Annotated in this window: 13 protein-coding genes; 7 read left to right on the top strand and 6 right to left on the bottom strand. The window is 41.5% G+C overall.

What is annotated here, in order from left to right:
- Nucleotides 1–97 precede the first annotated feature (97 nt).
- On the top strand, nt 98–1,186 hold the full coding sequence (locus V7K46_RS08635) for a T3SS effector HopA1 family protein (protein ID WP_335112130.1): 1,089 nt from the start codon (nt 98–100) through the stop codon (nt 1,184–1,186).
- A gap of 64 nt (nt 1,187–1,250) precedes the next feature.
- Here the strand turns inward: V7K46_RS08635 and V7K46_RS08630 are convergent, their stop codons facing one another.
- Entirely contained in the window at nt 1,251–1,523 is a 273-nt protein-coding gene (locus tag V7K46_RS08630) for a hypothetical protein (protein ID WP_335112128.1), read from the bottom strand.
- 48 nt (nt 1,524–1,571) lie between these two features.
- Complete coding sequence (xth, locus tag V7K46_RS08625; protein ID WP_335112126.1) at nt 1,572–2,354, bottom strand: exodeoxyribonuclease III; 783 nt, start codon at nt 2,352–2,354, stop codon at nt 1,572–1,574.
- 459 nt (nt 2,355–2,813) lie between these two features.
- Between xth and V7K46_RS08620 the strand changes: the two genes are divergently transcribed.
- The 4 genes from V7K46_RS08620 (at nt 2,814) to V7K46_RS08605 (ending at nt 6,335) form a co-directional block, all read left to right on the top strand.
- Complete coding sequence (locus V7K46_RS08620) at nt 2,814–3,884, top strand: glycosyltransferase family 4 protein (RefSeq protein WP_335112124.1); 1,071 nt, start codon at nt 2,814–2,816, stop codon at nt 3,882–3,884.
- Between the two features lie 55 nt (nt 3,885–3,939).
- A complete protein-coding gene (locus V7K46_RS08615; RefSeq protein ID WP_335068168.1) occupies nt 3,940–4,125 on the top strand; it encodes a hypothetical protein in 186 nt (61 codons plus the stop codon).
- 116 nt (nt 4,126–4,241) lie between these two features.
- Entirely contained in the window at nt 4,242–5,264 is a 1,023-nt protein-coding gene (locus V7K46_RS08610; RefSeq protein ID WP_335112216.1) for a zinc-dependent alcohol dehydrogenase, read from the top strand.
- A gap of 204 nt (nt 5,265–5,468) precedes the next feature.
- Nucleotides 5,469–6,335 carry a GNAT family N-acetyltransferase gene (locus tag V7K46_RS08605; protein ID WP_335112123.1) on the top strand — a complete coding sequence of 289 codons (867 nt, stop codon included), beginning with the start codon at nt 5,469–5,471 and terminating at the stop codon, nt 6,333–6,335.
- 307 nt (nt 6,336–6,642) lie between these two features.
- Here V7K46_RS08605 and V7K46_RS08600 read toward each other — a convergent pair whose 3' ends face one another.
- Entirely contained in the window at nt 6,643–8,262 is a 1,620-nt protein-coding gene (locus V7K46_RS08600) for an ArnT family glycosyltransferase (protein ID WP_335112122.1), read from the bottom strand.
- A 688-nt stretch (nt 8,263–8,950) separates the two neighbouring features.
- Here V7K46_RS08600 and V7K46_RS08595 point away from each other — a divergent pair.
- Nucleotides 8,951–10,126 carry a hypothetical protein gene (locus tag V7K46_RS08595; protein WP_335112121.1) on the top strand — a complete coding sequence of 392 codons (1,176 nt, stop codon included), beginning with the start codon at nt 8,951–8,953 and terminating at the stop codon, nt 10,124–10,126.
- Between the two features lie 368 nt (nt 10,127–10,494).
- On the opposite strand, the gene V7K46_RS08590 is transcribed toward V7K46_RS08595, so the two are convergent.
- Complete coding sequence (locus V7K46_RS08590) at nt 10,495–11,835, bottom strand: recombinase family protein (RefSeq protein ID WP_335112120.1); 1,341 nt, start codon at nt 11,833–11,835, stop codon at nt 10,495–10,497.
- Between the two features lie 146 nt (nt 11,836–11,981).
- Entirely contained in the window at nt 11,982–12,341 is a 360-nt protein-coding gene (locus V7K46_RS08585) for a VOC family protein (protein WP_335028724.1), read from the bottom strand.
- Nucleotides 12,342–12,478: 137 nt separating this feature from the next.
- On the opposite strand from V7K46_RS08585, the gene V7K46_RS08580 reads away from it, so the two are divergent.
- Nucleotides 12,479–12,934 (top strand): hypothetical protein, encoded by a 456-nt coding sequence (locus tag V7K46_RS08580; RefSeq protein WP_335112214.1) that lies wholly within the window; start codon nt 12,479–12,481, stop codon nt 12,932–12,934.
- Nucleotides 12,935–13,448: 514 nt separating this feature from the next.
- On the opposite strand, the gene V7K46_RS08575 is transcribed toward V7K46_RS08580, so the two are convergent.
- The gene (locus V7K46_RS08575; protein ID WP_335112119.1) at nt 13,449–13,640 is read right to left on the bottom strand and encodes a hypothetical protein; all 192 of its coding nucleotides are present in this window, start codon (nt 13,638–13,640) and stop codon (nt 13,449–13,451) included.
- Nucleotides 13,641–13,737 lie beyond the last annotated feature (97 nt).

Here is a 13,737-nt window from a genome sequence, read left to right as displayed (position 1 = left end):
TTCTGCGGATTATTTCCCCTATCATAAATCTCAGAATATTTTGCCCCAGAGTTGTTTCATAATTTTTGATTTTAAAGTTTGAGTTCTGAATGGATTAATGCTAAATTACTCTATCAATCAACCGCTAAATTCTCTATTTGATATTGCTAAGAATATCCAGATTGAGTCAAATTTTTGTATTTACCATCCCAATTATCAACCCTTTGCTCTGCCAACTAAAATAGCTGACAGATTTCAGCACAATTCTGTAGATTTACAACAGAAATATCTCACTCTCCTGCTGCGAAACTTTCTTTATGGAATTTATTACAATGGCTCCCTGCAAAGTACTTTGGCAGTCAATACTGATAGTAATAATCACCCGCCAAAGCATAATTTAGCAGATAATTCCATTTTGGAAATTGATTGGGACTTTTACGAACATCTGCACGCCAGTAATCACGGCATCGGTTACTTTGACCCTCGATGGCAGGTATTGCGGAAAGAACCTGATGGTACTATGGCAGTGACTAAAGGCGGTTTAACACTTTATGTTGAGCCAGACTGCCATCTAGAATCCAGTAAAAAATCTACCAAAGCGGGTGACATGGTAGCAATCTGGATGCCCAAAAATCGACTGCAAAATGGCTCTTACTTGGCAGTTAGTAATGTCGGACAGCAACGCCAGAGCAACCCCGATGCTGATTTGGGAGCAGGGCGAATTTACTTTAACTTTACGCCATCTGGTGCGATCGCTCTCATGGAAAGCCTGACACTGCAATTCAATGCAGCCTCGATTCCTTTTAACTTTCAGGTTCTTCATAATCCCTGTGCATACGGACGCTATGATTCGGGGCTACTCTACTTTGAACTCCCCGACTATCCAGCAATTCGCACAATCCTTCAGGCTATTTATCCAGAAAATCAATCCCATTTCCAGCCCGAAATTCCCTTGTTTACCAAATTTTTAGCACCAGGATTAGGTTTAGCCGAAGAACCAATCCAAAAATTTGCAGCACAGGAAAGTTTTGGGATGAACCGCTGCCAAATTGTCGCTAATGCTTTATTAGAAGCTTGGCAAAAAGGTAAGAATGCAATGGAGGAGCGGATGAGGATGATTGACCAACACTTTACACAACACCTAATAGATTTACAGCATCCTTATCTTAATCCAAGTTCTAAGGATATATATTACCCCTTAAATTGATTGACCGGGAATGGGGAGGTAGAGGGGCACAGGAGAATGATTTATAACTATAAATTGGTATAAATTAAGATTCATGAATTAGTCTTTGATACTCGTGGATGAGTGTTTGAACTCCATTAATGAGTCTTTGATACTCGTGGACGAGTGTTTGAACTCCATTAATGAGTCTTTGATACTCGTGGACGAGTGTTTGAACTCCATTAATGAGTTTTTGATACTCGTGGACGAGTGTTTGAACTCCATTAATGAGTCTTTGATACTCGTGGACGAGTGTTTGAACTCCATTAATGAGTCTTTGATACTCATGGACGAGTCTTTGATACTCGTGAACAAGCATAAAAACTCTAATCTTTTTTGCGCCTCTACCCAATGCCCAATGCCCCATTCAAAATTCTACAATTACCGGCGTATGGTCGCTGGGTTGGGTTAATTTTCTGGGTGCAATATCGATAATACAACTTTTAGCACGCTCATACAGCATAGGTGTGAGATAGTGATGGTCAATCCGCCAACCTAAGTTCTGACGGAAGGCAGCGGCGCGATAATCCCACCAGCTATAATTTCCACCTTCTGTGGTAAATTTGCGAAAAGCATCGGCAAATCCTAGTTCCAGAACATCCCGTAAAGCTTGGCGCTCTTTTTCTGTTGCCATAATGTGATTTTCTGTACTCACTTGCTCGTGAATATCCTTGTCTTCTAAGGCGATGTTGAAGTCACCGCACACACAAATCGCAGGTTGTGACAGCACCAACAATCGCAAATACTCGCGTAGCGCTATCAACCAGCGCAGTTTGTATTCATATTTTTCAGTTCCGACTGCTGCGCCATTGGGAACATATAAGTTAACAATCCGAACACCATTAATTACACCTGTAATTACCCGCTTTTGCTCATCCCATTCAGGGTGTAAATCGGTCAAAATCGCCCTAAACCCGCTACTTACGTCTATAAGTGGCTGGTGGCTAATCAAGGCTACGCCGTTATAGGATTTTTGTCCTGATATATAAAGGTTATAGCCCAACTGCTCAAAAGGCGATCGCGGAAACTCGGCATCTACAACTTTGGTTTCTTGCAAGCAGAGAACATCAACCGGATTGTTAGTTAACCAATCGGTAACCTGTTCGAGGCGAGTGCGAATTGAGTTGACGTTCCAAGTAGCGATTTTCATTAGTTAGTTATCAAAATTTTTGCAAATTACTAATTACACATTATGTAATTTTTGTACAATTACTTAATATTTATAATTTCTGTTCCATTTCCCAATTACGTTTAAACGAAGCTTTAATGATTTGATCCCATTGAAGATTTTAGTATTATCAGCTACAAAATATTCAATTTTGTAAGTTATGCTACCAAATATTCTAACTCATTATGATACCCAAGACAGATGCAACAAGTAATTGATTTGCTATAGGCTAGAAGTATAGATTTTAGTTGACTTTTGCCGATTGTTCTTAAATTTGTCGGTAGAGAATTTGCGGTACGGTTAGCCGTTATTGCGCTTTTGGTAGCCTATTAGATTAATTTAAATGTCAAAAGAGTAAGTACAAATTCTCTTTCCTCATACAATAATCATGTAACTCATTATTGGATGAGGACAATTTCATAGACTGAACCAAAAAAACTTATGAAAATCGCTCAAGTTGCCCCCTTATGGGAGAGGGTTCCACCTCCAAATTATGGAGGAATCGAACTGGTAGTGAGTCGCTTAACTGATGAACTTGTTCGTCGCGGTCATGAGGTAACTTTATTTGCCTCTGGCGATTCTCAAACTTTGGCTCATTTACAAGCAGTTTATCCGCAGGCATTGCGCTTAGACCCAAGTGTCAAAGAGTATGCAGTGTACGAAATGTTAGAACTGAGCCAAGTTTACCAAAGTGCTACCCAATTCGATATTATCCATTCTCATGTAGGGATTTCGGCACTACCTTTAGCGAGTTTGATAACAGCAACTTCTACAGTGCACACCCTGCACGGTAATTTTACAAAGGACAACCGTCACGCATTTAGCTACCACCAAAAGCAACCATACATCAGTATTAGTAACTCGCAGCGTCAAATCGATCTGAATTATATTGGTACGGTTTATAACGGAATTGAGCTAGCAGATTACCCATTCGTAGCCCAACCGTCAGAACCTCCATATTTAGCATTCTTAGGTCGTTTTTCGCCAGAGAAAGGGCCACAACATGCGATCGCTATTGCTAAACAGAGTGGTTGGCGCTTGAAGATGGCAGGAAAGGTTGATCTTGTAGATTCTAAGTTTTTTGAACAAGAGATTGTCCCCCATATAGATGGTCAACAAATTGAATATCTAGGCGAAATTAACCACACCGAAAAGGCTGAACTTCTGGGCAATGCAGCCATAACTCTTTTCCCGATTAACTGGCAAGAACCTTTTGGGTTAGTAATGATTGAATCAATGGCAGCTGGTACACCAGTGATTGCCATGAATTTCGGCTCCGTACTTGAGGTGATTGCTCACGGTAAAACAGGTTTTGTCTGCAAAAGCTATGCAGAAATGGCAGCGATGATTCCATTAGCTTTGGAACTCAATCGTCAAACCTGTCGAGAATATGTAGAAAACAACTTTACTGTTAGCCAAATGGTTAACGGATATGAAGCTGTTTACAGACAAATTATTAAAGACCGCATAGAATCGAATGGCCGCATTCATGCAGCTAACATTCAGTTTTAATCAATTGCTTTTTTATCTAGTTTAAACAATAACTTTTTTTAAGGAGAACATTGGTATGAGTACGAGAGCCGACACCTGCCCATGCTGCGGTGGTTCCCTGCTGCGTCATGCCCGTCATGGTGAACTATATTGGTTTTGCCTGTCGTGCCGACAAGAAGTACCGCTATTAAGTGTTACTCGTTTGCCGAATGTGGAAACCCGGAACACCGGAGTGGTTCCTCAGCCAGTGGTGAATTCCTAGTTTCACGGCATTTTAGATTAATAAAAGCCTACTAGAAATTAAGACTGATTTGTTTAAACCTATCAACTAGCTTCAACTGGTAAAATCAGGTGGAGCTAATTGATAGGTTTAAAGCTTTGTTAGCAGCGTTACTTTATGGTCAAGAAGATTTCCGCTTAGAGGAAGTTCCTGACCCCACTCCGGCGACTGGCGAAGTTGTGATTCAAGTGGGGGCGGCAACAACTTGTGGTACAGATTTGAAAGTCTGGCGGCGTGGTGGTCATGCCAAAATGCTGAAAACGCCGACGCTGTTTGGTCACGAAGCTGCTGGGCGAATTGTTGCCTTGGGCGCAGGTGTCAGTGGTTGGCAAGTAGGCGATCGCATCGTCGCTAATAATTCTGCCCCATGCTGTCGGTGCTTTTTTTGTCAACGCCAAGAGTATTCATTATGTCCGAATCTGACCTGGAATAATGGGACTTTTGCGGAATATCTGAAAATTCCCGCAGCTATAGTACAGCATAATTTGTTACAGATTCCTGATGAGTTGCCGTGGGAATTGGCAGCGATGACAGAACCTCTAGCTTGTGTGTTGCATGGTGTAGCCCGTTCTAACGTCAAAGCCAAAGATCAAGTAGTCGTCTTAGGAGATGGGGCGATCGGGTTGATGTTTGTGGCGGCGTTGAGTAGTCAAGCTGAGGTGTTGCTGTGGGGAGGTAATAAGCACAGGCTAGAAATTGGTCAGAAATTGGGTGCAACCCAGACCTTTAATTATCGTCAAATCCCGGATATTCCCAGTGTGGTGAAAGAACTCACCCAAGGATGGGGCGCAGATGTGGTGATTGAAGCAACTGGTGTACCAAGTGTTTGGGAAACTGCGATCGCCTGCGCCCGTCCTGGTGCAACAGTCAACTTATTCGGTGGATGTCCACGAGATACCAGCATTATCGTCAATACAGAACAGCTACACTACAGCGAACTGACCATCAAAGGCGTATTTCATAATACACCAAAATATGTGCGGGAGGCGCTGGCACTGATCGCTAGTCGCAAAATTCCCTTTGAGTTACTTATTAGTGAACAGCGGCCATTAAAAGATTTAGAACAAGTGTTTTGTGAGATGAAGGCGCGTCAGGTTATTAAGGTAGCGATGATTCCTTAATTTTTTGCGGGGTACAGCAGATCCTATAAGTCTAGCTAAACAATGTAGAAAATCTGGATACCAGAGGATCTATAATTTCCCGGATGGTAATACAAGGTATGAAAACATTGCCCACAACGACTCATAGTAAGGGACAAAATAAGCTGAAAAGGCAGTTTGATAAATCTGGTAAGCAACAAAATTGGAACGGCTAGTCTACCAATTATGAAAAGCACAAACTTCATTTTACGAGAGGGAAGAATTGAAGACGCCCATGACTGCGGTTCAATCTGTTACCAAGCCTTTAAGATACTCAATGACCAACATAATTTTCCCATAGACTGGGCTTCAGTCGAAGCTACAATTGAGTCGTTTTCCTCTCTACTTAAGCGTCAAAATATTTACTCGGTTGTAGCTGAACTAGATGGACATATTGTCGGCAGCAATTTCCTCTGGAGTAATGGAGCAATTGCGGGAATTGGGCCACTCTCAGTAAGCCCGATGACACAAGGACGTTCAATCGGGAAACATCTCATGCAATACGTTTTAGATTACGCACGGCAGCAGAAGTTTGCAGGTGTGAGGTTAGTGCAAGCTGCCTATAATAGTAGTTCATTATCCTTATATACCAAGCTCGGATTTCATGTACGAGAACCGCTTGCAGTCCTAAAAGGTACGACGCTTCAACTTGAAGTTTTAGGGTATGTGGTTCGTACAGCAACCTTAGCAGATATTGATATCTGCAACAAACTCTGTTTTCAAGTTCATGGTCATGTTCGTCACCTCGAATTACTTGATGCAATTGAGCAACAAACGCTTACAGTAGTTGAACATAACGGTAACATTACAGGATACACAACTGTACTTGGCTTTGATGGACACGCAGTTGCACAGAGTAATCAAGACCTCAAGGCCCTCCTCGGCGCTGCAACAGTAATTTCCGAATCAGGATTTCTATTGCCAACCCGCAATACTGAGTTATTGCACTGGTGCTTAGAGAAAGGATTACACGTAGTTCGACCAATGACATTGATGAGTATGGGACTGTACAACGAGCCAGCAGGCGCATTTCTGCCTTCAATAATCTATTAAATTTAGGACTTACGTGAAAAACCTCTCAAACTCTCATTCCTCCGTGTACTCTGTGTCTCTGTGGTTCGTTCTTCCATGACCCGTGCCTAAGTCCTGAAATTGCCTATTATGGGATTTTTGGACTATTTCACGCCGGAAATCAATCAGCAACAGAATGCACCTAGCTATTATGGCGAAATTGTACTGATATTCCCATACATGCTTGGGTAGGTAATCGTAAACGCAGGAGGAGATGAGGAAGATGAGGGGCGGGGGAGAAATTGTAGTAAGTTTTTCTCCTCTGCCTCTTCTGCCCCATGCCCGACATTTACAATCGATTTGTATCTTTTGTAACTAACTTCCAGCCTTCAGCTTGGTCAATTAGCTTCATCGACTCTAATTCGAGATTGTTCAAAGCAGATGCATGAAGCAGGAAATAGGGTTGGCCGTTGTAGTGCCAATAATATTCCAGTTCGCCAACAGAAGCGGGAATGATGGTGCGATCGCTATAATAATCCAACGAGGGACGATGGTAGGGAAAAGATGTGTAAATCTTCCTCGTAGCTGGATTTGCCCGCACGATCATGGCAGCGACTGGTTTAACTGGATAAGCTTCAGATAATTCCCAAACCCAGTAGTTAGATTTCATTAACAGTAGCAGCGAAATATAACTTCCCCAAAACAAAATCTTCAGAAATTGCCCGTCGCCTCGCTCTGCCAAAATAGCTGCTAAAGTCATAGTTAAAGCTACTGCGGCAAAAATCAGTTGTAAGTCTGTTTTCGGGGTTGTACCCCAACTGAAATAAATGCTACCAGCAGAAGCGACTACAGCAAGGATTGCCAAACCAGCAACCCAAGCACGGGGATAGGATGTGAGTAAAGGCGAATTTTCTGTCTCTGATAATTGGATACCAAAAGCTAAGGCTAAACTAGGGTAAATCGGGAATAGATACCAGGGAACTTTGGTAATCATGAAAGAAATTACCAGCAGATAAACACCACTCCACGCCATTACTAGTTTTGCCCAGCTAAGGTTACGATTTTCCCAGGTTAAGCGGACAGTTTGCGGTAAGAATAATAACCACGGCCATGTGTACTTGAGAAGTTCAATAACATAGTACCAAGGTGGTTCAGAATCCCCCTCTACAACAGAGCTAATTCGGTCTAGTGATGGGTTTGCAAGGCCAATTTGAGCAAAAGTGTAACCATAGTGAATTAGTTGGGCACTGTACCAACCAGCTACAGGCAGAATACCAATTAAGATTGCTATCCACAGATAGTAACAGGTGAGCAGTCGTGGCGTATCCCAAAACAGAAATACGATCGCGATCGCACCTAGTAATACGCCTAATAATCCTTGAGTCAGGCAAATCAACCCAAAACTAATACCAACACCAAGGCAATAACGTAAATCCCGGCGCGATCGCAACACGCACAACATCATCACCATCAAAAAACTTACCATCGCCCCATCCAACATTGCCAGCCGCCCATGACGCACCACAGGTAACATTGTTAGATAAATCAAGGCGCTATAAATTGCTGCCCAACGTTGGCGAAATATCTCTCGAGCAATGCAATACAGTAAAGGTACAGATGTCGCTGTAAAAATTGCTCCAGGTAGGCGCGTTGTCAACTCATTTTCGCCTCCTAAAGAATAAGCCCAAGCTATTAGCAAATGCATCAAAGGCGGCTTGTTATAGTATGGTTCGCCTCCTAGCGTTGGGTAAAGCCAACGCATTGAACCTGCTGGAGCGTGCCAAATTTCACGAGCAACCTGTGCCACAGTCCCTTCATCCCAATCTCGCAGCGGCAATCCTCCCAGATTGATGCTAAACAGTAACATTGCTGCCAACAGCAATACTATTAGCCATACCCAATCAATCCATTTGCCAACCGTGCGATGCTGTTTTTCTAGATGACTCCAAATAAAGCTTCCTTCTTGCATATTCTATGTTAATCATTTTACTTGCTGGTTTGATTACATAGAGACCAGAGCAAATCTCCAATGTTGCACCCAGTAACAACGTATGTTATTAACAATTGCTAGTTTCCAAGATTAACTCAACTTTCTTTAATTAGCGCTATTTTTTGAAAAATTTATCTTGGTTATTTAAAGAACATTTAAGCTGAGCAATGATAAAAATAATACAACATATAAATTATTTATTACCTCTTGTGTAATCCGTAAATAAACTTATATTTTCTTCTTAATGTGACGGTTAGTTTAATTTTTATCTACTTAGTTTTCATTTGGCTTAATTTAAAAAATATGAAACAATTGCTACAGGGTTTCAATAGCGTGCTGAACACTTAAATAAATTAGTTGTAATCTTTTTAGATAGTAATTACTAACATATTTTAATCTTCCACTTTGTTAGTATCCTGCCTGAAAATAAATTCTGAGGCTAATAGCTTGCATTCCTCTCAAGAGGACTAAATACAAGATTTTCAACTTTCACAAACAATTTATGATTCTTATAGAGATAATTATTGATTAAAATTATTCCAAATTAGCAAGTTTTAGTATCTTAAATTTCATTAAGCGATTATTTCATTGAAATATGTGTGCTATACAATTTGCTAATAGCATTTTTTACAAAAAAAAGCCCCTAAAAAACTATTGGAGCCTATCAATGAATTTACCTGTTGTTGTGGATGTTACTCTTGGCTTAGTTTTTATTTACTTGATTTTGAGCTTGCTGGCTTCTGAAATTCAGGAGTTGATTACCACATTATTACAATGGAGAGCTAAACATTTAAAAAATTCAATTGAATTACTTTTAGCAGGTGGTAGCGAAAGTGAAGATTCAGATATTATCAAAGCAAAAAACTTGGTACAGAAACTTTATAGCGATCCTTTGATTAATACATTGAATCAAGAAGCCAAAAATAAAGTAGAAAAGCAGTTACGGGAAGGGAGGAAAAATATTGGTAAAAACAAAGCACTAGGAGAAAAACAAAGTGGCCCTTCCTATCTGCCTTCGGAAACATTTGCAATTAGCTTATTAGATGCTTTAAAAATTCCCCAGTTAATTAATTATGTGAAACATCCTAGTGATGAATCTCAAACTAACTTGCACATGATATTAGCATCTTACAAAGAACTTAAAACAGGAATTAATGATCCTAATAGTGAAAGTTACAAAAAAATTAAACAAGTTTATGGAGATTTTGACCAAAACTTTATAGATTTTGTTAATAATGAGCTACCTGATTACGTACCTAATAATTTAATTACGAGTCTTGGTGTGATTGCTAAACGTAGCAGGATAAAGATTAACGACCTCACAGAAGAAGCGAATCAGTTTAAAAATGAAGTCGAAACATGGTTTGATCGCTCTATGGATCGAGCTAGTGGTGTTTATAAACGTAATGCCAAAGGAACTGCAATTTTAATTGGAATATCAGTTGCGATATTAACCAATACTGATTCGTTTCACCTGATAAAAAGACTGTCGCGGGATTCAGTTATCCGCTCTACCATTACTCAAAGTGCAAGTGAGCAAACCAATTATATCAAGGACTCAGAAGCCAGAAAGGAAATCGAGAGACTATTAGGAAATGCTTCTGTACCCATTGGATGGCAAAATATCAATCAACAGTTTGAGCCATTAGATAATAGAGACTTGAATAGTGTTTACATCAGAATTTGGCAGGTTTTTAAATTAATTTGTGGTTGGATACTGAGTGGTTTAGCTATTGCTATGGGTGCGCCTTTTTGGTTTGATATCCTCAATAAAATTATCAATGTGCGAAATGCCGGGCCAAAACCTGTTGCGTATACTAAGGATCAACCGTCTCTGAAATAATCAACTTAAGCTAGGGCAATGGAATCAGACTGTTGGTCAATTTACAAGGGGTTTAATACCATTTCTTTGTGAGGCTGCGCCAAATTTTATTGGCTTCTTATTTCTTTCTTTGTGTCCTACCCTGTGGGAAGCCCTCCGGGTGACGCTCCTACGTCGCTACCGCTGCGCTAACAGCAGTCGCTCATGGGGGAAACCCCCTTGGCGCTAGCCTCTCCCTTTGGGAGAAGACCGCGCTGCTTCACCACTTTGTGTCTATGCGTTCAACTCTTGGAGACGCTGCGCGTAGCTTGCTTTTTTGTAGGAGTATGCGGTTTGTTCCTTATATATGGCGCATCTTCATACAGAATTGGTATAACCGCCCCTTTAACTTAAAAAATAAAAATAACTTGTAGTTTTAATTCTTTATTTTGAAGAGTAATTTCAATTTGCTTGATGAATTCTCGAAAGTAAAATCGTCGCTCAGTTTCCGACAAATCTAACCAAAATTGTGGTATAGAAACAGCTTGAGCAACAGAACGCAAGTTAACTGGGGGAAGAGTCGCCAACTTTGCTTCGAGTGCAGAAATTTCTGTGCGGAGTTTGTAAGCTCTTAACTTTGCTGTTTCAACATCTAAAATTCCAGTTTCAATTAAAGCGGGTAACTGAGCAAGTATTTCTTGCTGACGAGCGATCGCTTGCCCTAAACTATTCTTCACTACATCCAATTGAGGAAAATTCATCCCCGCTACAGCTAAGGGTAAGTCACGGCAAACCGTTTCAATTGTATGTTCTAAAACCTCTTGGTAGGGAATAGCCTTACACTTGGGACTTTGAGGACAGCTAGGAGAACGTAAATAAAGATACTCCTTATCTTGATTGCGTTGAGTGACACGAGTAACTGTCATGTGTGACTGACACTCAGCACAGACAACCAACCCAGCTAAAGAACGTGGCGCACTAGCAGTTCGGGATGGTAAACGGCTGTTACGGCGTAAAAGTCGGTCAACTTGGGCTGCTTCTTCCTTAGAAATTATCGGAATATGGGTATTGGAGATAATTTCACCATTTTGGTAAGCTGTATTGCCGCGATAAACTGGATTAGTTAGCCAGCGTCTTCCTGTGGTGACAGAGATTTTTTTAGCGTATTTTTTCGCCAAGTAACGAACTGAACCCCGCAGAGAACCATAGAGTAAAAAGTGTTCAAAAAAATCTTTGACTACTGGTGAAGTACTGCGGTCAATGGTATATTTTCCCTTACCTCTGCGATAGCCGTAGGGAACTTTGCCAGGTGGCGGTACAACATCGAGACGATTACGGGCGTGTCCTTCACGGATGCGACGACTACGTTGTTGACGTTGGATTGCGTGTAGCAAATTCAGTAAGTTAGCGCCCAGAGGGTAATTTTCGGAAGTGTAGGGCTGTTCTGTGGCGATGATCGCTACTCCCATTGCTTCGAGTTCATTCAAGCGATCGCTAATTTCCTCTACAGTATCCCCTAATTCTTCCAACCGACGAATCAAGAGATAATCTGCTGGTTCGGTTTGGCAATCGGTAAATAATTGTTGTAATTGCGTTCGCGTAGCGTGTCTGGAGGACTCTCGCGTAGCGTGTCTGGAGGACTCTGACTTACCCAAATCTTCATAAACCCGATCCACCTCCCATCCCCAATCAGCTTGATCGGGAGCAGATTCTAATAACGGATTAGTATAAGAGTAGGCAATGATTTTCATTAGTCATTAGTCATTAGTCGTTAGTCATTGGTCATTGGTCACTGGTCATTGGTCATTGGGACAAAACAAGGTAGAGACTTTTTCAATAATTCCCCCACTCCCCACTCCCCACTCCCCACTCCCCACTCCCCACTCCCCACTTTCTCTCATTGCTGACTCAACTCAATAATATTTCCATCAGGGTCTTGAGTGAATAGGGCAGCGCGACCGGAAGCGCTGGCTTGAATGGGATAATTATGATTGAGGAATTGCTGTTTAGCAGCGTCTAAGTCAGTTACTGAGAAGGCGACGTGGGGATTGCGTCCCCATTTTTCGTTTGGGTTTTCAGTGGGGACAGTAGGTGCGACTATCAGATGAATTTGATAGTCGCCGACTTGATACCATGCACCAGCGTATTTCAGGGAACGATCTATTTTAGATAATCCCAATACTTTGCCATAAAAGTGTTCGGAGCGTTCTAAGTCAGTGACAAGAATTGCTGTATGGAGACTTTGGGTAATCTGCATTGTCGGTAAGTGCGATCGCATTTATCTAAATTTTGACGTAGTTTCAACCCTTGCGGGGAGTGGGGAAGCAAAATAGCAAGGGAGAATAATAACTAATGCCCCATACCTAATGACAAACTAAAAAATGAGGATAAATGATGGATGGTCAATTAAGTCATACGGAAATGAATGCTGCACGGAAGATTTTACAAGATTACGACCCTGCACAGCACGCATTGAATCACTTGGAAAAACACAATGGCAAAGTTGAAACCGCTTTTGAGGATTTGTGGACTGAGAAAAATGGACAACCGTTGATGCAGCAAAGTAAATCACTTTGGCAAGTAACACTAAAGGTATTGCGTGAAGAACTCTGTGGCGATGAAGGTTTTCGCGGTCAACTTAAAGATTACACGAAGAATCCAGGGAGTTCGCCCTTGCTGACAGGGTTGATTATCTCCCTTGTTGGTGTAGCGACGGCACACGGTTTGCCAATTGATCCAGCGCTCGCAACTGTTATTGTTTTATATATCCTCAAAATCGGCTTGAATATTTTTTGCGAATACACCGAAGCACCCGTTGGGAATTCTGGAACTCTAGCGCCAGGAAACTAATGTGCTACTTTGCAAATCATTGCCTTTTTTGGATGCTTTGTGTATAGCGTATATTTTGACCTCTCTCCAAACCTCTCTCCTAAAAGGAGAGAGGCTTTGAATCTTACTCCCCAACGCAAGTAGGGAAAAGGAGAGAGGCTTTGAATCTTACTCCCCAACGCAAGTAGGGAAAAGGAGAGAGGCTTTGAATCTTACTCCCCAACGCAAGTAGGGAAGGGGCTGTTCTTGTTAGGTCTGTATTTGGACTCAACACAGAAGCGCTATTATAATCAGCGAACCGACAGTCAACATGGGGACGTGTTCCTATAAGTGCCTTGTCTCGGCTGGAGGCGCATTCCAGTTGTTGTTACGGCCATCAGCAAATCGAATGGGCGGGCCTTACCCCCTTTAGACTTGCAACAATTTGTGTTGATGCAGCCTGTAAGTTTTCTGTGCTGATTCTAGTCTGAACGCTAGAGATTCCAGCCTTCACACTCTAGATGACACAAAGCAAGGCACAGCGATAAATAAAGAGTTACTGTACAAGTGCGTAAGTGCTGGTAATCTCTTGCAATTTGATTGTATCGACTGACAATACGATTGTATCGACTAACAATGCGATTGTATCGGTTAACAATGCGATTGTTTCGATTAACAATGCGATTGTATCGGCTAACAATGCGATTGTATCGGTTAACAATGCGATTGTTTCGACTAACAATGGCATTGTATCCCACCTTCCGCACCCTAACTGTCACACATCAATAAAAAGTCTCTTTAGTAGTACATAGGAACTAAAGTAGAGTGAATAGAAAGAAGGATTA

It is taken from the genome of Nostoc sp. (assembly GCF_036917395.1).
In the GTDB taxonomy this organism is placed as follows: domain Bacteria; phylum Cyanobacteriota; class Cyanobacteriia; order Cyanobacteriales; family Nostocaceae; genus Nostoc.
Note: the sequence above shows the minus strand (reverse complement) of the source record. Positions and strands in the feature narration are given on the sequence as shown.